Annotated in this window: 18 protein-coding genes, 1 pseudogene and 1 riboswitch; of the genes and pseudogenes, 3 read left to right on the forward strand and 16 right to left on the reverse strand. The window is 36.8% G+C overall.

Annotated elements, in window-relative coordinates:
- Window positions 1–15 precede the first annotated feature (15 nt).
- The 13 genes and pseudogenes from EHLA_RS07485 to EHLA_RS07545 all read right to left on the reverse strand — a co-directional run.
- Window positions 16–447, reverse strand: a complete 432-nt coding sequence (locus EHLA_RS07485; protein ID WP_096241589.1) for a flavodoxin family protein — start codon at window positions 445–447, stop codon at window positions 16–18.
- A gap of 32 nt (window positions 448–479) precedes the next feature.
- Window positions 480–1,082 carry a TetR/AcrR family transcriptional regulator gene (locus tag EHLA_RS07490; protein ID WP_021906495.1) on the reverse strand — a complete coding sequence of 201 codons (603 nt, stop codon included), beginning with the start codon at window positions 1,080–1,082 and terminating at the stop codon, window positions 480–482.
- 57 nt (window positions 1,083–1,139) lie between these two features.
- On the reverse strand, window positions 1,140–1,343 hold the full coding sequence (locus EHLA_RS07495) for a hypothetical protein (protein WP_242970687.1): 204 nt from the start codon (window positions 1,341–1,343) through the stop codon (window positions 1,140–1,142).
- 81 nt (window positions 1,344–1,424) lie between these two features.
- Window positions 1,425–1,766 carry an arsenate reductase family protein gene (locus tag EHLA_RS07500; RefSeq protein WP_096240056.1) on the reverse strand — a complete coding sequence of 114 codons (342 nt, stop codon included), beginning with the start codon at window positions 1,764–1,766 and terminating at the stop codon, window positions 1,425–1,427.
- Between the two features lie 70 nt (window positions 1,767–1,836).
- Complete coding sequence (locus tag EHLA_RS07505; RefSeq protein WP_096240058.1) at window positions 1,837–3,054, reverse strand: Tm-1-like ATP-binding domain-containing protein; 1,218 nt, start codon at window positions 3,052–3,054, stop codon at window positions 1,837–1,839.
- 195 nt (window positions 3,055–3,249) lie between these two features.
- Window positions 3,250–4,092: an MBL fold metallo-hydrolase gene (locus tag EHLA_RS07510; protein ID WP_096240059.1), complete on the reverse strand. Its 843-nt coding sequence runs from the start codon at window positions 4,090–4,092 to the stop codon at window positions 3,250–3,252.
- Window positions 4,093–4,187: 95 nt separating this feature from the next.
- Window positions 4,188–4,568, reverse strand: coding sequence for a hypothetical protein (locus EHLA_RS07515; RefSeq protein WP_096240061.1), 381 nt, complete (start codon window positions 4,566–4,568; stop codon window positions 4,188–4,190).
- A gap of 376 nt (window positions 4,569–4,944) precedes the next feature.
- Complete coding sequence (locus EHLA_RS07520) at window positions 4,945–5,421, reverse strand: hybrid sensor histidine kinase/response regulator (RefSeq protein WP_242970688.1); 477 nt, start codon at window positions 5,419–5,421, stop codon at window positions 4,945–4,947.
- Complete coding sequence (locus EHLA_RS07525) at window positions 5,384–5,908, reverse strand: hypothetical protein (RefSeq protein ID WP_096240065.1); 525 nt, start codon at window positions 5,906–5,908, stop codon at window positions 5,384–5,386. Before EHLA_RS07525 ends, EHLA_RS07520 begins: the two co-directional genes overlap by 38 nt.
- A gap of 218 nt (window positions 5,909–6,126) precedes the next feature.
- Window positions 6,127–8,289 carry a hybrid sensor histidine kinase/response regulator gene (locus EHLA_RS07530; RefSeq protein ID WP_096240067.1) on the reverse strand — a complete coding sequence of 721 codons (2,163 nt, stop codon included), beginning with the start codon at window positions 8,287–8,289 and terminating at the stop codon, window positions 6,127–6,129.
- Window positions 8,273–9,088, reverse strand: coding sequence for a substrate-binding periplasmic protein (locus EHLA_RS07535; protein ID WP_096240069.1), 816 nt, complete (start codon window positions 9,086–9,088; stop codon window positions 8,273–8,275). The genes EHLA_RS07530 and EHLA_RS07535 overlap by 17 nt, the downstream gene beginning before the upstream one ends.
- 80 nt (window positions 9,089–9,168) lie before the next feature.
- Entirely contained in the window at window positions 9,169–12,021 is a 2,853-nt protein-coding gene (locus EHLA_RS07540) for a response regulator (RefSeq protein ID WP_096240071.1), read from the reverse strand.
- A 174-nt stretch (window positions 12,022–12,195) separates the two neighbouring features.
- Window positions 12,196–12,271: riboswitch (cyclic di-GMP riboswitch) on the reverse strand.
- Between the two features lie 270 nt (window positions 12,272–12,541).
- A pseudogene (locus tag EHLA_RS07545) lies at window positions 12,542–14,020 on the reverse strand (IS1634 family transposase); the annotation flags it as partial.
- 95 nt (window positions 14,021–14,115) lie between these two features.
- Here EHLA_RS07545 and EHLA_RS07550 point away from each other — a divergent pair.
- Both EHLA_RS07550 and EHLA_RS07555 read left to right on the forward strand, forming a co-directional pair.
- Window positions 14,116–14,448 (forward strand): hypothetical protein, encoded by a 333-nt coding sequence (locus EHLA_RS07550; RefSeq protein WP_005350571.1) that lies wholly within the window; start codon window positions 14,116–14,118, stop codon window positions 14,446–14,448.
- A 135-nt stretch (window positions 14,449–14,583) separates the two neighbouring features.
- Window positions 14,584–15,060, forward strand: coding sequence for a pyridoxamine 5'-phosphate oxidase family protein (locus tag EHLA_RS07555; protein WP_096240074.1), 477 nt, complete (start codon window positions 14,584–14,586; stop codon window positions 15,058–15,060).
- Between the two features lie 429 nt (window positions 15,061–15,489).
- Here the strand turns inward: EHLA_RS07555 and EHLA_RS07560 are convergent, their stop codons facing one another.
- The 3 genes from EHLA_RS07560 to EHLA_RS07570 all read right to left on the reverse strand — a co-directional run bounded on the left by EHLA_RS07560 (window position 15,490) and on the right by EHLA_RS07570 (window position 18,157).
- On the reverse strand, window positions 15,490–15,927 hold the full coding sequence (locus tag EHLA_RS07560; RefSeq protein ID WP_096240076.1) for a hypothetical protein: 438 nt from the start codon (window positions 15,925–15,927) through the stop codon (window positions 15,490–15,492).
- Window positions 15,927–17,405 carry a DNA methylase gene (locus EHLA_RS07565; protein ID WP_096240078.1) on the reverse strand — a complete coding sequence of 493 codons (1,479 nt, stop codon included), beginning with the start codon at window positions 17,403–17,405 and terminating at the stop codon, window positions 15,927–15,929. Before EHLA_RS07565 ends, EHLA_RS07560 begins: the two co-directional genes overlap by 1 nt.
- A gap of 431 nt (window positions 17,406–17,836) precedes the next feature.
- Window positions 17,837–18,157 carry a winged helix-turn-helix transcriptional regulator gene (locus tag EHLA_RS07570; protein WP_096240080.1) on the reverse strand — a complete coding sequence of 107 codons (321 nt, stop codon included), beginning with the start codon at window positions 18,155–18,157 and terminating at the stop codon, window positions 17,837–17,839.
- Window positions 18,158–18,297: 140 nt separating this feature from the next.
- On the opposite strand from EHLA_RS07570, the gene EHLA_RS07575 reads away from it, so the two are divergent.
- The gene (locus EHLA_RS07575) at window positions 18,298–18,651 is read left to right on the forward strand and encodes a cupin domain-containing protein (protein WP_015530645.1); all 354 of its coding nucleotides are present in this window, start codon (window positions 18,298–18,300) and stop codon (window positions 18,649–18,651) included.
- Window positions 18,652–19,488: the final 837 nt, after the last annotated feature.

Genomic DNA, 19,488 nt, shown 5'->3' on the forward strand with positions numbered 1-19,488 from the left:
TCTTTGCTTAACTATTTATAATCCTTTTACAAACTCAACTGCATTCTTTATATCTTCTTCATCCGGATGCCCTTTTGCAATTCCACCAACCAGTTTAAATGGACCAAATGTATCATAGCCCTTACATCCGAATTTTCCTATCACTTTAGAATGTTTCTTATTTAAAATCTGCTCTATAGATCTGTAATTCGCACTTCCACCATAAGTACAAATCAGAAATATCTTTTTGTTGTCTGGTAGATTCTTCTCTGCAAATTTCAACATTGACTGATGAAATTTTGAAAAATAGATCCCTGATGCAAACCCAATCATATCATAACTACCCAGATCTGCATCTGACTGTTTTACAGCATCAATCAAGTCGACCTGACACTCTTCTGCTATGCTTTTTACTAATTTTTCTGTATTTCCATGATGTATAGATGCATATACGATTGCTTTTCTCATTTTTTTCCTTTCTGCCTGCTCCATCAATCAGGTCATAACTCATATTTTTTCATTTCTTCTACAATTCTATCCAGCATCTGCTCAAACTGACTTTTTGCTTTCGTCTTATTTGCTTCTCCATCATACAGGCTATAATAGAAAAACATATTTGCATAAAATTTAACTGCATTCTCTTCTGGATGATTCATTTTCATATTTTTGAACAGCTCCTTCACGTATTCTGCCGGTCCAGATACGAGATATTGCTGATACAAATTCTGCATCTCTTCACTGCGAAACTGCTCTATTGTCAGCATCTTCCGAAATGATGATGCAAAATCATCCTCTGTCCAGTATTCAAACATAGACTTGCTGTATTCTACAAAATCATCCAATGATACATCCTCATACTCTTCAGGCATACTCTCTTTTTCATCTTCCGGCATATCATAATCTGATGCCTGTTCGCCATCCTGTTGCTCCATGCGCTTAACAATACTGTCAAAAATATCTCTCTTACTTTTGTAGTGTCGGTATAATGCCCCTTTTGTCATGTCAAGCTCTCCTGCTATCTGACTGACTGAGACAGCCTCATAACCATCTCTGGCGAACAGATGCAGTGCCACAATTAATATTTCCTCTTTCCTATTACCCATGTACATTTCCTCCAAAAAATAAACGACTGTTTACTTTTAATAATAGTAAACAGTCGTTTATTTGTCAAGGCTTTTCTTTTTTCCCATCGTTTTCAATAACTGTATTGTTTTCGATTTACCAAATGGGACATATGGTGCAATTTCACTTATCGGTTTTAGCATTATTTTACTTAAGATTTTGTAAATTACTTTTTCATCTTCGGTTAAATTAGCATTGGTTTCAAATACCGGCAACACAATTTTTATAGTATTTTCTGACACTTCAAAATCTGATTTTACCAGACTCTCTGCATACAAATGTGCAAAAAATCAATCATAAAAATTTACGATTGATTTTAATTCTTATTTCCATGTTTTCCAGATATCAGGATGATATCCAAGCGTAGATTGTTTTCCATTTCGAACCACCGGTGTTTTAATTACCTGTGGATTATCAAGTATCTTTCTAAGTTTATCTTCGTCTGCAATATATTTAATGAGTGCAAGCAAATCCTTATCTTTCCCCTCCCAGTTAACCATATTTTCCAATCCACCATTTACCTGGGCAACAGAATTAAATTCACCTTTGCTCATTCCTTTGTCCTTCATATCAACAAACTGATACTTAATACCACGTTCTTTGAAAAATCTTTCAGCTTTCTTTGTGTCATTGCACTTCTTCGTGCCAAAAATTTGTATATTCAAATTACTTTCCTCCAAATTATATAATGCCAGCGCCACTATTGGATAGTGAATCCTCTTTCATATTCTCATTTCACTTCTTCTTCATTTCCATCAGTGCAATTAATTTCTTAGCGGCAGATATTGCAAATGCTTCCTCATTAATATGTGCATTCACATCAATTATCTCAACAAGAGGATTGTTTATCACTTTCTTTAATGTAATAAATAATGCCTGATCTTCCTTTGGACCATAATATTTACTGCCTGCCTTATCATTCATTGAAATTCCTCGAATCGGAAGTAATAATGCTGCGTTACTCTTACACTGATTCAGTTTTTCACCAACTTTAATACCAAATGCAATATTTTCCTCTATATTACTTTTTACAACCGTAATAGCCGGATTATGCATATAGACAACTCTATTCTTATATTTTTCCGGGAGACTGCTTCTTTCTCCAAATGTAATCATGTCAGCAGCACCTACGGATACCACCTGAGGAATCCCATTCAACGCCGCTGCATCTAAGCGTTCTGGACCAGCGGCCATAATACCTCCGGCAATTTCATCGATCCATTCTGTTGTTGTCAGATCTAATACACCATCCACAATTCCACTGTTGATTAAAGACTCCATCATCTTACCACCAGTTCCAGAAGCATGAAAAATAATCACTTCGTAGCCTTCCTGCTCCAGATATTCTTTTGCTCTCATAACACATGGAGTCGTTACCCCATACATCGTAGCTGCTATCAGTGGCTTTTTTACTGGAATATCCGTATTCTCATGTTCCACCATACCAACAATCGCATGAACAGCATGTGTTAATACCTGAGAAGAAATACGGTTAATTCCCGCAACATCGACAATAGAAGGCATCATTAAAATATCACTTGTCCCCACATATCTTGATACATCCCCGGATGCCATCGTAGATACCATAATTTTAGGAACGCCTAGAGGCAATAATCTCATACAGGGAGTCACAAGAGAAGTTCCGCCTGTGCCGCCTAACGCAAGAACCGCATCAAACAGCCTTTCTTCATATAACTTTGGAATTAATGTACAAAGTCCCTTAGCCATCACTTCCATAGCATGTCCCCGGTCTTTTTTCTCCTGTAATTCTGCAATACTTCCCTCTCCCAAAACAGCAACCGAATCATGATCAATATCCGGTGAAAAAGCAGCCTCAAAAATACCAGCATGAATCATTAATGTTTGTAATCCCAAATTCTCTATTTTATTTTTTACATAGAGATACTCTTCTCCCTTTGTATCAAAAGTACCAATTAAAGCTATCGTTTTCATTTTTTCCTTCTCCAAGAAATCAACTTCTTTCTATAAAAATATCTTAAATGATGTTTAAAAGCGAATGGAAAAGTATGCAAATTGCCTTTTGATTTTTCAAACATACTTTAAGTTCATTATATTATAATTTCTTTGCAATCACTGGGAATAACTCATAGTAATATTAGGAGAAAAAACAGTTTGCATGACATACTTTTAATGCACATTCTGGTAATCCTGCCGAAGTCCTCTCATATCTGATATATCAAAAACTTCTCCATCCTCCGGAACCCACACATTTCCCTCATAAAATTGTTTGGCTTCTGCACTGTATCGTTCTTTTCGCTTTATCCCTGTCTGATCTTCTGTATGCCAGATCAGTAGATTCTTTACTTTTAAATCTTGCGCAATCATACTTGCTTCTTTTACTGTCTGATGCTGATATTGATACGCATGAAATTTCGGTTCTTCATTAAATAAACAAAATGCTTCTGATAATAGCCAATCTACCTCTTTGCTATATTTTTTACCATTTTCCTTTAACGGTTCATCTCCGGCAAATACCAGCTTCTTCCCATTATCATATTCCATCAGAAAGCCATATTGTTTTGCTTTCGTAGAACCAATATCAAAAAATGTAAAATCATTATTTAAAATATGCCTCTTTTCATGATCTTTTACCACAACAAACTTGATTCTTGTCTCCAAAAAAGCCTGACTTCGCTTCTTAAGAATCATGCGGCATACCTGCAATGCCTTCCCCAAGACTTCATCATTTCCATAAAGATAAAAATCCCCTTCATACTCCTCAAGTTCTAATAATTCTGCAATCGTGCGGATTACCCAAATCATCCCTAAAAAATGATCCGTATGTTCATGGGAAAGAAAGGCATGATGCAGATGTTTCCAGTCAAGATTCATAATATCAAATGCCCGCAAGATATCACTACCTCCTGTTCCATCCACAAGAAATAACTGATTGTCTTCTTCAAAGACACAGGATGTATTAATATATTTACTTACCGTTGCTGTTCCGGTACCGATGATGTGCATTTTCATTGAAAAATCTCCTTTTTTCGCAAGGTGTTTCCTAAATATCGCAATATTCCTACGTTTTTACATAAATAATTACTCAAATCGAAATTGAACCACTTTTATGGGAGTGTATATTTTTCTCCATCAACTACTATATTTTCAGCATTTATAAACATTTTATCTGTATAAAGCTCAATAATTAAATTAAATTCTATATTATAACCTTTTAATAATTTAATTTTTTTTAATGGAAATTCAATTTTGTCTGTCCCTATATATGACATTTCTACAAAAGGATTATACGATATATCTTCTTTTTCTTTTTTATTTGCACTATGCACAAAGAAAATATTGTATATTTTTTCTATTGTCATTTCATGTCTTACCGCTGTATATGGATTAACTATTGATAAATATATTGTCCCTTCCATTATATTATAATTAAATGACCATATCTCGCTTTCCTCTATTTCGTATAATATATCGTCTAAATATAACATTATCATCCTCCTCTATATTTTTAAACATACAATTTTCCACCAATCTTTACTGGCGATGGAATTCTTACATATGTACTATTTTTACTAGATTCTTTATACATTAGTTGACATTACATTATATAATTGCTATTATGCTATTAACAAACAACCAGCAGGTTGCTTTTAAGTTTCCCATTCTGGGGGTTATATCAGTTAATAAATAAGCTGCCTATTCCGCTAAGAACTAAGGGCAGCTTATTTATTTTTCAAATTCAGAATCGAACTATTAATCTATTTCCATTCGTTAATATTTCAGACTGCTACTCCTGCTTCTTTGGCAATTCTTTCTTCAAGTGCCCATAATCCATATTTTTTATTTCCTTTATCTGTGAGGGTTTTATGAAGTTCCAAGCACCTGATCTAAAACAGCAAGTATAATTTTTATATCAATTGGTTTCGTTATGTGTGCATTCATACCTGTTTTAAATGACTTTTCTTTATCTTCTTCAAAAGCATTTGCAGTCATGGCAACGATATTCCTGATAATAGCCATACCAAGTCCTGTCCCTTTAATTCCACTTTGGGTAGATGTCCGTTCTCTTGAAAAGGAATCAAACACATGTGCCTGAAATTCTTCAGACATTCCGATTCCATTATCCCGGATTCTGAATTCAAAGGCAGTAAATCCCTTTCTGTTACATGGTTTCTCGGATACGCGAATATTGACCAACCCACCTACCGGAGTAAATTTAATTGCATTACTTACTATATTTAAAAGAATCTGGTTCAGACGTAATCTGTCAGTGATAACATTCTCATGGACAACATCTTGTGTGTCAATATAAAGATCCTGCTGTTTTTGCCTTATTTGCATGTTCAGCAGAGGCGAGAGCAAGCCGAAGGGCATCTTCCTGCTGCAGTTCCCTTTCTCTCTGGTCTGTCACATCATGTGTCAGAAACAGAATATCTGTCACCCTGCCATCCTTATCACAATTCTGAACAATGGCACTTACTTCTATCCACTGTCTGTCCATGTTACGATAAATATACCGAAGAATCTTATGTTTTTCAAACCGTTCACTGATCGTGTCAAGATCTGTAAATTCAAGATAGTCATTCTGGCATTCCGGCAGCATATAATTATCATGGATCAGTTTCCTTATCCCACAGACATTCTGGCATTGTTTCAGGACATTTTCCTTATCCGCCTGGATTTTTAACCATTCTACTTTCTGATCTTCCAGATGAACTAAAAATATATTGGTAAATACCATTCCAAGTGCCTTCAATGCTTTTGTAAGCTCCTCATCCCGTTTCTGGCTATAATGAAGTGCGTTTGACAATTCTTCATTCTTCTGCAAGGCACTGACATCCTGATAGGTCACATAGATATATTTTTTCTTTCCAACGATGAGATAGGAAAGGTCTGACTGTATATAAAACCATTTTCCCTGCGGATTTCTTTTTCTGTAAAAAATCCTCCTTGTTTTCTCATGTACTATTAATAATCCAAGTTTGTTTCAAAATAAAAACACTGTCAAAGAGGCAATGACTGCTTTTTCTGCAACTGGCTGCCATTTCACTCCACTAGTTTATGAATTACTTTTATCAGTAATTCCACATCAACAGGCTTAGCAACATGTTCATTCATTCCTGCTTCTTTTACTCTTATTCTGTCCTCCGCAAAAGCATTTGCTGTCATTGCAATAATCGGTACCTCCTTTGCATCCGCTCTGTCCAGAGACCTGATCATCTTTGTGGCTTTATAACCATTCATGACCGGCATCATAATGTCCATAAGAATGACATCAAATTCACCAGATCTGCTTTTTTCGAATATCTCAACAGCTTCCTGTCCATTCCATGCTTTGGTCACCTCAGCACCTTCATTCTGAATCGCAAATTCAGCAATTTCCATATTCAGCTCATTATCTTCTGCCAGAAGAATATGCAGTCCCTTTATAGATTTTTCTGATACGTCCTTCTGTTCTTCTCGTTTATCCGCATCCAGATCTATTTTGAATGGAACCCGGATCACAAATGTCGTCCCTACGCCTTTTTCACTTTCAAAAGTAATGGCTCCACCCATTTTTTCAACCAGTTTTTTGGTAATAGGCATTCCCAGGCCTGTTCCTGTAAATTTTGTGCGGCTTCCTGGCTGTTCCTGTGCAAATGGTTCAAAAATATGTTTCTGGAACTCCTCAGTCATTCCAATTCCTGTATCCCGGCAGACAAATTCCATTGTTGTCATTTCCGGCTGTTTGGATGGAATCTCCCTGTAGCTGATATAAATATATCCGTTTTCTCTGTTATATTTCACCGCATTTGACAGGATATTCATCATCACACGTTTCACATACTCTGAGCTTCCAATAAAATCTCTGTGTATGATTTCTTTTTTCTCCCACACGATCTGGATATTCTCTTCTGCTGCCATCTGCTCGATTACAACAAATACTTCCCTGAAAATACTGCTCAGATTAAACGGGATCTCTTCCAGAACGATTTCATCAGACTCCATCTTACTCATATCCAGAACATCATTTACCAGTTCCAGTAATAGATTAGATGCCTCTTTCACCTTTATCCTGTATTCTGTCTGCTTCTCCATATCATCTGCATAATGGTCTGCCATATTGACCATGCCGCAGATTCCATTGATCGGAGTCCGGATATCATGGCTCATCCGCTGGAGAAACTCTGTTTTTGCCTCATTGGCGGCTTCTGCCTTTTTTGCTGCTATCAGAAGTTCTGCTTTATATTTTTCATCTTTTTCCTGTTCCTGTTTCCGATGCGCCAGATTGGTTCTGTATGTCCAGAACCAGAATATACTGAACATCAGACAATAAAGAAAAATAACGCTTGTCACACTTAATGGAAGGTTATGAAACACTTCTTTGTCTGGAAGATACGCATAGATATAATAATCCCTCTGCTTCAGCATGATTCCGTAACATCCGGTTCCTTCATTCTTCATATGAAAAATGTGCTGACTGTCTGTATGCTTTTTCATTGCCTGAACGACTTCGCTACCGGCTGTACTCTGCCCCAGCAGTTTCTCATCGTTGCTGGCAACAACGATTCCCTCGTCTGCAACAATAATCGTTCCATCTTTCTGAGTACTATAGCCATTTAAAAGCCCCTGTATCGTCAGAGTATAGTTTCTGGCAAATTCAGGAGATGTGTAATAATAGATTGCAACGATACCCGGTGCATCTTTTCTGGCACAGGCCGCAATGTCGATATGCGACCCGTCTTCCCTGGTAAACCGTTCCGAATAGCTTCTTTCTTCATATCCGGAAAAATCCATGATAATTTCTTTTTGCAGATACTCTGTAATCTCATTTGCCAGAGATTCATCCGTACTGTATTCACAGTCCGTCTTTCCTCCTGTATCCAGTACAATGATGCCATCCACCCAGAGAGTCTGCAGATTTTCTTTCAGGAAATCCTCGCTTAGCTGTCCGCCGTTTTCTGTTTCTATAGCGATATTTGTACTCATCTGTCTGGCACTTTCAATCGCACGTAGGAGACTTTTGGATTCCGAAGATTCATTATAATGGGTGTAGGTGGAACACTGCACTTTCACATAGTTTACAATCTCCACCATTCTTTTCTCTGCTTCCGTTTTTTCCACATGAAAAAAATAAAACAAAGAGACTACAGCCACACAGATTCCAATCAGACCTCCGATCAGCTGGATTCGTTTTTCTTTTTTCTTTCTCTTAATATCCAAGATCATCCACCTCCAGATACTTTTCCGGATTATCCAGATATTTTTCAATGATTTTCAGAGATGTGCCATCCTGACGCATCTCTTCCAGCATCTGGTTCATCTGCTCGCAGATTCCTCTGTCATCATCTTTTGCAAAAGCAACTCCTATCCCCACGACCATCAGTGGTTCTTCCAGGATACGGAAACTTGTATCATAATCCTTCATGTACTGGATAACAGATTCCTCATGTGCGCCAACCGCATCTACATAGCCTTTCCCCAGAAACGTATAGATTAGTTCCCGGTGTCCGAGACTGATCAGATTTCCCAGTTTGGGAATTCTTTCATCTGTCCGTTTCAGAAAGATGCCTTCTGGTTTGGTTGTAGACTGGACAGCCAGGTTCTTTCCCTCCAGGTCACTCAGTTTATAAATATCACTATTCTCATTTACAGCAACCACCTGACGGCTTGCTATATATGGTCCTGCCCAGCGGTAATCGTCAAGGCGTCCTTCCATGGAAAAACAACCCATGATACAGTCAATCTCTCCGCTCTCCACCAGTTCTTTTTTCTTCTCCCAGTTAATCTGGACAACCTCCACCTGATATCCCATTCTTTTAAATGCTTCTGTAGCCAGTTCTACATCTATGCCTGTCGGTACACCATCCTCATTCAGATAATTGTATGGTGGATAGTTGTCGCTGCCGAGGGTAATGACTGGCTTTTCTGTTTCTTTTTTACCATTGTCTGTGTTTTTACACCCTGTAAGGGTGACTGCTAAAATTCCCGGAAGCAAAATGCCTGCAATCACTCTTTTTCCTTTCATTTTTCTTCCATCCCTGCACTTTTCTTGTACTTTCCTGTTTTCCATTTATTATAGTTAATTGCCCCGAAATTACATAACAATTAGTGTACATATCTCAAAATTGTTTTTATAACTTCATCGATCACAATCGGTTTTGACAAATGTGCGTTCATTCCTGCTTCCATACATCTTTTTGCATCTTCCCTGAATGCATTTGCAGTCATAGCAATGATAGGGATTGTTTTTGCATCCTGCCGTTCCAGGGATCTTATTGTTTTTGTGGCAGTAAGCCCATCCATCACCGGCATCATGACATCCATTAAAATAACATCGTATGTTCCTGATTCGCAGGCTTCAAAGTGCTGAACAGCTTCTAACCCATTTTTCACTGTTTCTACTTTAGCCCCATTTTCTGTCAGCATAAATTCTGCTATTTCCGCATTCAGCTCATTATCTTCAACCAATAATATCCGGACACCTGATATATCTGTATTGAAATCTTCTTTTTCTTCCGGTCGTGCATTCGTATCAATTTTAAATGGAAGTATTACAGTAAAACAGCTTCCTTCACCAAGCTTGCTTTCAACTGTTATGGTTCCACCCATCTTTTCTACAAGTTGTTTCACAATAGGCATTCCCAAACCTGTCCCATTATAATCAGAACGTGGGGAATTATCTGCCTGCACAAATGGAGTAAATAATTTATTTTTTATAAATTCTTCTGACATTCCAATTCCATTATCTCTTATTTTAAATTCACATGTCATGTGATCTTCTGATCTTTCAATCGTTCTCATACTCATGTAAATAGAACCATTCACCTTATTGTACTTCATACTGTTTGTAAACAGATTCATCAATACTTTTTTCAGATGAACTGCATTGCTCCAAACATATATACCACTGTAATCATCATGTTCTCCTATAACATGAAGTCCTTTTTCTTCTGCCTGAAAAGATAGTGACTCCGTGATTTCTTTACATACCTGATCCAGATTGATGGATTCATCACTAAAAACCACGGTATCCGATTCTAACTTTGCCATATCCAAAACATCATTTACCAATGATAATAGCAGTTTCGAAGACTCATTTATTTTATTCAGGCAATCTTTTGCCCGCTCACCATCATTTCCGCTTTTTTCAAGAATTGTAAGCATGCCAATAATGCCATTGATCGGTGTCCTGATGTCATGAGACATGTTATTTAAAAAGGAAGTCTTAGCCTTATTGGCACTCTGTGCTTCTACAAGTGCATTATGTAATTCCTGCTGTTTTTCTTCAAGCTCCTGATTCAGCTTCAATGCCTGCTCAGCAGACTTCTTGGATTTTTCTTCCGCACGTTTTGATTTTTTCAAAGAATCAAGAATTATACACAGGACAACAAAAATAAAGATTCCAACTATGAGTGAAAACATCAGTAAATTATCTTGAATAAAATCCTTCGCTGTAACTTTTCGTAAAGAAGCATTATACGAAACTACTGCACCTGAAAATTGAGCTGTAGGCATAGATGTCAGTGTTTTATTCAGAATGGACAAAAGAACCGGTTCTCCCTGCTGAACAGCAAATGAAACATCAGCTTCTTTTGTCAGGAAAACACTATGAAGCTTATTATTTTTCAAATAGTCTGAAACAGTACCTGAATCTCTTACAATACAATCCGTCTCCCCTTTCTGCATTGCTTTTACTGCTGCATCTGATGTCCCATATTCTATAATCTCCCATTGTGGATAATTGTATGAAAGATATGCCTTCAATGCAAAATTATCTTTTTCAACGGCAACTATATTCTCTTTATTTTCATCAAAAGAATCCTTTGCCGTAATTGCTGCCATATTGAGAGTCAATAGAGTATCCGACAAAGCAAATCCATTTGTTTCTGCAAAGTATGGATTCTGGTTTGCATGAAAAATCAGGTCTATTTTTCCATCCTGCAATGCCTGAAGCAGTTCACTTCTTGTATCATATCCATTTAATTCAAATTCCAGAGTCTGACCTTGCAGACAATTTTCTGCAAGATCCACATAATCTGTGATAACACCTGTCAATTTGCCTGTTGATGGATCTACACTACTGATACCTCCATCATGATTCAGATACCCTATCCTGATTGCTCCATGCTGCCCGATCCACTCCCTTTCTTCTTTTGAAAGAAACGAGCTGCTCTGTGCAGAAAGATAACGCCTGTAGAGATCATCAGTGTAAAATGGATTGTCATCCTTGATTCTGCGCATAGCACTATCCAGTGCTTTTTTGATATCCGGACGTTTGGGATTTATGGCAAAATAGATTTCTGCCTCTCCAATACTTGTAACAGGCGAAATATCTGATTCTTCCCAACGGGATTCTTCTACTGAAACGAAGCAGTCAATTTCATGTTTCGACAGTTTGTCCATAACTTCTGCGGTATTAGAAGCATTGACATGCTGCGTATGCAGACCATACTTTAACTCCCATTCGTTAAGCAGATCCTCCGGTATATGATCTTTCAACACATCAATATTTTTTCCCTCAAAAGAATCCAGATTTCCTGCTGTAAGATCCATATTGGATGCATCCGTATAGATGTAATATTTCTCTTCCCCCATAGGCATATCGGAAAAAAGCATATTTTCAGCACGTTCGTCTGTATAGGAAATGCCACCAAGAATATCAATCTCTCCATTTTCCAACTGTGTAAAGCAATCTTCCCAATTACTTGTTATGTATTCATAGCTCCAACCTGCATAACCTGCTATATCTTGAAGATACTCATAACCATATCCTCTTCTTTCCCCCTTTTCATTGACGGTATTATAAGTTTCTTCAAAAGATCCTACCCGGATAACATTGTCAGAGTTTTCTTTGGCAAATGTAGGAACGGATAAAACAATAAAACATATAATTGTGCAAAATATAATGTAACAAAATTTGAAATTCATTATATTCTGTACTAATTTGCACTTCTTCATCTTTCTCCCATCCTCTAGGCTACAATTGCTTGCTTCCAGATTTTAATTTTACATTCATTAATTGTCAATAACCTCCCCGCTATTTTTCACAATATTTTTCCAAACAGCTTCTGTATTACTTATTCAAGTGCTCTACCATAAAAAAGCACTGCCAAACAGACAGTGCACCTCATTTCATGCAACTGGCTGCCATTTTACAGGCCCAGTAGCTTTGCGTCCCAGACTTTCATCTGGTTTGTCGATTTCCTTATTATTTTTAAACTTTTGCAAAAAAACTGGTTTTATTATACTATGGTTCTCTACTGTATACAAGAAAAACATTACCGTTTTAACACCCGAAAATCAAAAAAGAACAGCCGATACATATACTCGAACTGTTCTTCTACTTTCGAAGTCCACGAAGCATTGACATTACTGTTTCCTGCTCCCGTCTTTGACAGTTTGTAAAAGAAAAAATCGCTGCAACCCTTGTATTTACTGAGCTGTGGCGATTTTTCTCATTGTCACAAAGTATGGTAATTTATTCTTTTCTTTTACTTTTTTTCTGGATTGTTTTCATTCTGCTTTTCGTTATAAATTGATAGTCCGTTCGAAAGCCGCAGGCTTCATGAAGATCATCAGTAATGGCTTCCCGTTTGTATAAAGCTATAAATCCTTGTTCCTGAATCTCTGCAAAATTCATTGCTTTTAATGTATCTAATAATTCCTCACAAGTATATTTATAGTTCAATTTTCTCTCAAGGAAACGATAGATCATTAATGCCAGAAAACAGATCAGAAAATGTGCTTTGATCCGGTTTTCATCCCGCAGATAAACAGGTCTTGCGGAAAAGTCTGTTTTCATGATCCGGAAACATTCTTCGATCTGCCATCTTCCTTCACTTACTTTTAAAATATCGCTGACTTCATCGTCTAACAGGTCCGTGTATACTGCATAAAGTCCATCATACTGGCTTTCTTCAGAAATCTTATGTTCATCAAGATAATGCTGGATATTGGCAGTCTCACCTTCTTTTGTAACTGCTGTTGTTCCAATAAATCTGGCTGGATTGTTTGGGTTCCTGCGGTTCTTTTTTGTGTTCCCGGAATCCGGCACCGCTTGTGCACGTTCTATCTGTTTGCTACGGATGGATTTCTGGTAAAAGGCATATTTAGGGGAATAAGTAATGATCAAACACTGCTGTAACTTTTTAGTGGTATATGGTTCGTCTTTGTAATAAAGTCCTTTGTCGTCTTCGGGCAGTTTTGAGATATCAACAGGTTTGTCATCAGATACCCTTTTGAATCCCTGCGGGCTTAAAGCCCATTCTTTTTCTTCTTTTTTCAGCTTTTTAATAGACCGGGTCACAATATAGGCCCGTTCCCCCATATGGTTATATTCCCTGATAGATTCGGATCCCAGACCTGCATCGCTACAGTAAATAAATTTCTGACATTCAAAATCTTCAAGGATCTTTTGCTCTAATGGTTTCAGGGATGTCTGTTCGTTTGAATTCCCTGAAAAGAGGGAGAAAGCAAGGGGAATCCCATCCCCGTCCATAAACAGGCCCATCTGAATGATCGGGTTGGGTCTGTGTTCTTTGCTTTTTCCATACTTTTTAATTCCATCTTCCTGTTCGATCTCAAAGTAATAATTGGAACAGTCACAATAAAAGATCTTGTCATTCCTTTTTCCAAGAAAGTGGCTGTTTTTGTAAACGTCAGCCTGAATAAGGTCACATTCGCTGCCAAGAACATCTAATGCCCTGTATACATCATGAAGCTCATAAGAAGGCTTTTCTAAAAACTCATGTGCTATCCTGAATGAAGAACGCTTACTGCATGGATCCAGGATCCTTGTATAGATCAGATCAGAAAGGATCGCATTGATATCGTATTTAAATTTATATTTTTGTTTTAATTTCCTACAGACTTTATTCATCTGCAGCTGATAATAAACAGACTGTGGAAAGAGATAACCTCCACGGAAAAAGACCTGTTTATCATAGTCCAGCGGCCTGCGACTATTTTTTGCGATATGTAACTGTCAAACTCCCGATTGTATGTTATAATATTTTTGAAGTAGAAAAATTAGCAAAGTAATAGGAGGCTACTATGGTTATTGAGAATAATCCCAAAGAACTTGCTGCTATGAAGAAATTTCATGAAGGAAACAGAGCAGAAGGATTAAAACTGCAGGAGGAGTTTGCTTCAGAGTTTCGTGAAGAATATAAAGATAAAGATCATTGTCCCTGTAAGAAAGCCTGTCGTTATCATGGAAATTGTAAGGAATGCGTGGCGATTCACAGGGCTCATCAGGAACATGTTCCAAACTGTATGCGGCCGATGTTGAATAGGAAGATTAAGATACTTTCTGAGTTAACGGAACATACTCTTGCTAATGAGATAGAACCTCCTAAAGAACATTTGAGAAAAGAGTTTCTCTAGAATGTGTTTGAAAAGTAATTAGAACTCCTTGGTGATTTAATTGTTAGGTGTTTTAAAAAGTATTTAAAGAGTAAAAGTTCATGGACATCAAACTTGCAGAATTGTCATAATTAGTTAGAAAAAGGAAATAAAGTTATGTTTCGAAAGATGAGAAGATTTAAACAGCAGTTAGAACAAAAAGAGTGTATAGAGGTGTTAAAAAGTCAGCCAAGAGGTGTTCTTTCAATATTAGGTGAGGACGGTTATCCTTATGGTATTCCAATTGATTACTGGTACTGTGAGGAGGAGAATCGAATTTATTTTCATGGAGCGAAGGAAGGACATAAGATTGATGCAATAAAAGAATGTGATAAAGCATCTTTTTGCGTTTATGACGAGGGATACCGAGAAGAAGGGGAATGGGCATTAAATATAAAAAGTGTTATTATTTTTGGAAGAATTCGTTTGGTTGAAGAACAGGAAAAATCTCTGTCTATTTGTAGAGAACTTTGCTTTAAGTTTACAGATGATGAAGAATATATTCAAAAAGAAATAGAAAATGCTGGTAAAAGAGTACAATGCTTAGAGTTAATACCAGAGCACATGACAGGAAAGCTGGTAAAAGAATCATAATTTTTTCTTTTGTTTAAAAAGTATTGTTTGCCAATCGCTTGATAAAAAACTCAATTAGTGTATTTTAAAAGGAAAAGCAGTTGATGAAAGAGGGGGTTAAACAATGAAAGAGAAGAAATATGTTGCTGAGAAAATAGACAATTTCTAGGCAGAAATTCCTGTAGAAGAATATATATTATCTCCCCTCCCTACAATAAAATTATACTGAATAATATTAATATAGTCAATAAAAATAAAAAAATATATATAATATATAATAATTTCTTATAATTTATTTTCAAAAAGAGATTTCAGAAAATATTTTGCATAAAATAAAAGGGAACTATCGTCATGCTCCCCCTTTGTAATACTGATTTATTCATTTTCATTTTTATCCACATAAAGTTGGCATTTGTTCGGATTAGAGTGTATTTGGAAAATATTCTGGCTTCATGTAATGTTTTCACTTTCCATAATTGAAAGAAAAAAATCACCCTGTATTTCTTTTATATGTTTAAATGCAATTTCATTTCCATCTATCATCATAAGCTTCTCATTTATTACATCTATCTTTTTTACACATCCTGTTGTTTTATTATAATGTCCACCTTGTTTTCGGGCATCTGGTGCAAAATAATATATGAAAATTAGAGGATGTTTATATCGGGTTTGCTGTAATATCTGTAATTTCTGATCTAGCTCTTCTTTTTCTCGTCCTGATACCTGATGAAATTCTTCCGTAGTTCTAGCAGTTTCTTTAATCTGTTCTCCATATCCAGTTAAAGCTGCAAATGGAGCAAACTGAGCTGCCCTGTCTGCAATAGGCATCTGGGGGTGTTTTTTTGATACATGATGCGGAAGGTTGATAATATCGTCATACTTTCCCATTATGCTTTATGCCCTCCTATCTGTCCATTTCTCGTTCTTGTTGTTGCACCTTCTTCGTAACTTAACCCTCGCAAAACTGCATTTTTTCCGTATTTTTTCTTAATATCAAGAATAGATTTTTGTAATCTACGTTCCTTTTCCTGTTCTTTCTTTAATGCTTCATAATCAGTAAACAGATCTAACTGCTGATATACCTGTCCCTCTTTTGGCATAACTTTAGTAGCAGATAATGTGAGCCGCCGGATAAGGAGTTCCTTATCAATTATCCTGTCGTAAAGACTAGAAACAGCAATTGTAATTTCTTTTAGTGAAGAAGTTGGTATATCCAGATTAATCGTACCATGTGCGTGTTTGGGGATTTTTCTTCCATAACGGTCTGTTGCAACCTCCCCACTGTATTCCTGTCCTTGTAGATTATCCCTATCATAACCTATTGTAAGGACAAATTGCTTTGAAACAAGCTTCTGTTCAAAAAGATCAAATGCAATCTGTTCCGCCATTTCTAAAACTGCAATTTTTGCCTTTTCTGATGAATAAGCAGAAGATAATACCTGTCCGGAACCGATACTTTTTGCTTCTGGTTTATATACTTTTATATCTGCAATCGTACAAGATTCATATCCCCATGCATGGTCAATCAATAACTCGGCATTAATGCCAAATAGTTTATAAAGTAATTCCTCATTATGATATTCCTTTTCTTTTCCAACAGAGCATCTGGCAACGTCTCCCATCGTGTAAATCTGATATGCAGCAAGCTTTTTGGCATAGCCTTTCCCTACTCTCCAGAAATCTGTAATCGGCTGATGTTCCCATAATTTCTTTCGATATGTTATCTCATCAAGATAAGCAATTCTCACCCCATACTCGTCTGCCGACACATGCTTTGCCATAATGTCCATTGCGATCTTTGCAAGATATAGATTCGTACCAATCCCTGCAGTAGCTGTGATCCCTGTTTCTTTTAATACATCCTGTATCACTTTAGAAATTAATTCTTTTGCCCCCATCCGATAATTTGTCAAATATCCTGTCAAATCAATGAAAACCTCATCAATCGAATATACATGAATATCTTCTGGAGCAAAATACCGAAGGTAGATCTGATATATTTGTGTACTATATTTCATATACAATGACATTCTCGGAGGTGCTGTAATATATGCCAGTGCAACCGAAGGATCACTTAATTTATCTGAATGAAAGGATTGTCCTATAAATTTATGCCCCGGAGCAGATTCCTGTCTTTCCTTATTAATCCTCTTCACTTTCTGTATTACTTCAAATAAGCGAGGACGTCCTGGAATACCATATTTTTTTAAAGAAGGAGAAACGGCAAGACATATGGTCTTTTCAGTACGGCTCTTATCGGCAACAACAAGATTTGTTGTGAGAGGATCTAAGCCTCTTTCCACACATTCCACTGATGCATAAAATGATTTTAAGTCAATCGCAGCATATATCTTATCCAAATCTATCCCCCTCCTTAAAATAACAATATTATTGATTTAGTATACCATACGTATGTTCTTTTATCCACAAATATCCCATACTTCTTAACATATTCTAAATTACAAAACATTGATAACTTTATTGATAATAAATATAGGGCATGAAAAAAGCCGGAAGCCACCTTTTATCTGTGACTTCCGGCAATAAATCTATCCTTTCTTCTTCCTGGCAATCAAAACTCTCCGATACTGTCGCATTTTTTCTGCACCTACCAGTGTAAAGTATCGTTTTACCAATCATCTCTAGCTACTCCTTTCGTTTGATAAAACTAGTATGCTGATTAGCCCTCAATACATCAAGCAACGCAAATTAACATTCATGCAACGCCCAATATTACAAGGATTCATTAAGTCCTCTACAAACTGGAATTGTTCGAGTTTTTCAAATACTAACGTCCTTAATTTTGTTCAATAATTGATTTATAGTAGTTACCAAAGTCAGCAAGTGAATTAACAATTGGAAGCATTTTTGTTCCGAGTTCCGTTAAGCCGTATTCAACTCTCGGTGGCTGCTCATGGTAATCGTGGCGATATGCCAGCCCATCACTCATCATTTGTCTTAAACTATCTATCAAAACCTTTTGTGAAATACCATCTATATCATTGAATCTCCATGGACGCTCTTTCAAGTTACGCAAAATCAGCAATTTCCATTTTCCTCCGATGAGAGATACTGCTGTTGCAACTGGGCATTCCGGTAATTCTTCTTTTGCTCGCATAATTCTCACCTCCGAGTCTATTGTAACACATTCATTTTTGAGTGCACAGTTACAAAAAGGTGCGTACTTGTTTTTGTATGTGTCTCACACTATACTAATACCAAGCAACCAGAAACTACAAATTAACTATGGAGGTTATTATAGCAAATTACACAAAAACAACTATTGGAAAGGAAAACCGAATTGAGCTGCATGAAAAGTTGTCTTTAACAGGTGCAGAAATCAGTTTAAACGAACTACCTGCAGGAGCAAATGTCCCATTTGTTCATTCTCATAAAGAAAATGAAGAAATCTATGGAATTCTTTCAGGTAACGGCAAGGCCATAATTGATGGAGAAGAAATCAGCCTTTCAACTGGAGACTGGATAAAAATCGCACCTGCTGCAAAGCGTCAGTTTTTTGCATCCGATATTTCCGGAATTACTTATATCTGCATTCAGGTAAAAGAAAATTCTCTGAAACATTTTACAGCAGAGGATGCCGTAATCGGCTAATTAAAAGTATTTATTTACAAAAATGCACAGTTCCCGATAAGCTAAGAACTGTGCATTCCTTTTTTCTTCAATTTTACGATTTCTCAATTTTTCAATACACTAAGCAGTTTGTCATAATCCTGAAAGCAAATTCAATTTCTATGATTCTTTCTTCTTTTTCTTCTGATTGTCTGTTTGGCTCAGTCATCTTGACTCCTTTCCTCCAGAATTCAGGAAATAAAAAATGCCTGTCTGGAACTTTTATAGATAGTAAAGTTCCAAACAGACATTGCTGTTTGACCATTAGCTGTAGCTAATAGAATTGAATACTGTTTCAGCTAATTTATGTTTGCAGGTTTGGGAGAGATTGTTTCTTTTCCCGCCTTTTCTCTGATTTACATCCCCGAATAAGGGGTGACAACAGAGCGGAACCCAAATGTTAGCTAGACTTTCTAAAACCCATGTTTGCAAACCGGTGATTTTGATTAGCTGTCAGCTAATCCAGCTAACATTTTCGAACGCTTTGAAGCCCGTCGCCAAGAGGATTTGAACCTCCGACCCCTCGCTTAGGAGAGCTCCAACCTATTGTCACTCTCTGTCAATCTGAGGTAAGGTAAACCCAAGTGGGACACTATATAAAACTGTTTCCGATTCAATTCGAGTTATTCTGAATACCCCCTCTGCCAAGCTCTGTAAAGCTCTGAAAGTTAGCTGATTGTTTGCTCCAGCTAATAATCGGGGAATGCCTTGATATTACCATCGACATCTGTTATATGACCACCATGCTTCGTACGTTCGATCATGGTAAACAGTATTCAATTAAACTTCCTATCGTAAGTACAAGATATTTTCTTGTCT

Source organism: Anaerobutyricum hallii (assembly GCF_900209925.1).
GTDB lineage: Bacteria > Bacillota > Clostridia > Lachnospirales > Lachnospiraceae > Anaerobutyricum > Anaerobutyricum soehngenii.

Bases quoted from the DNA above. Each gene is read 5' to 3' on its own strand.
- EHLA_RS07505 (WP_096240058.1), bottom strand. From the start codon at position 3,054: ATGAAAACGATAGCTTTAATTGGTACTTTTGATACAAAGGGAGAAGAG.
- EHLA_RS07550 (WP_005350571.1), top strand. From the start codon at position 14,116: ATGGTTATTGAGAATAATCCCAAAGAACTTGCTGCTATGAAGAAATTT.
- EHLA_RS07515 (WP_096240061.1), bottom strand. From the start codon at position 4,568: ATGTTATATTTAGACGATATATTATACGAAATAGAGGAAAGCGAGATA.
- EHLA_RS07540 (WP_096240071.1), bottom strand. From the start codon at position 12,021: ATGAAGAAGTGCAAATTAGTACAGAATATAATGAATTTCAAATTTTGT.
- EHLA_RS07485 (WP_096241589.1), bottom strand. From the start codon at position 447: ATGAGAAAAGCAATCGTATATGCATCTATACATCATGGAAATACAGAA.
- EHLA_RS07530 (WP_096240067.1), bottom strand. From the start codon at position 8,289: ATGATCTTGGATATTAAGAGAAAGAAAAAAGAAAAACGAATCCAGCTG.
- EHLA_RS07560 (WP_096240076.1), bottom strand. From the start codon at position 15,927: ATGGGAAAGTATGACGATATTATCAACCTTCCGCATCATGTATCAAAA.
- EHLA_RS07555 (WP_096240074.1), top strand. From the start codon at position 14,584: ATGTTTCGAAAGATGAGAAGATTTAAACAGCAGTTAGAACAAAAAGAG.
- EHLA_RS07520 (WP_242970688.1), bottom strand. From the start codon at position 5,421: ATGCAAATAAGGCAAAAACAGCAGGATCTTTATATTGACACACAAGAT.
- EHLA_RS07570 (WP_096240080.1), bottom strand. From the start codon at position 18,157: ATGCGAGCAAAAGAAGAATTACCGGAATGCCCAGTTGCAACAGCAGTA.
- EHLA_RS07490 (WP_021906495.1), bottom strand. From the start codon at position 1,082: ATGGGTAATAGGAAAGAGGAAATATTAATTGTGGCACTGCATCTGTTC.
- EHLA_RS07510 (WP_096240059.1), bottom strand. From the start codon at position 4,092: ATGAAAATGCACATCATCGGTACCGGAACAGCAACGGTAAGTAAATAT.
- EHLA_RS07535 (WP_096240069.1), bottom strand. From the start codon at position 9,088: ATGAAAGGAAAAAGAGTGATTGCAGGCATTTTGCTTCCGGGAATTTTA.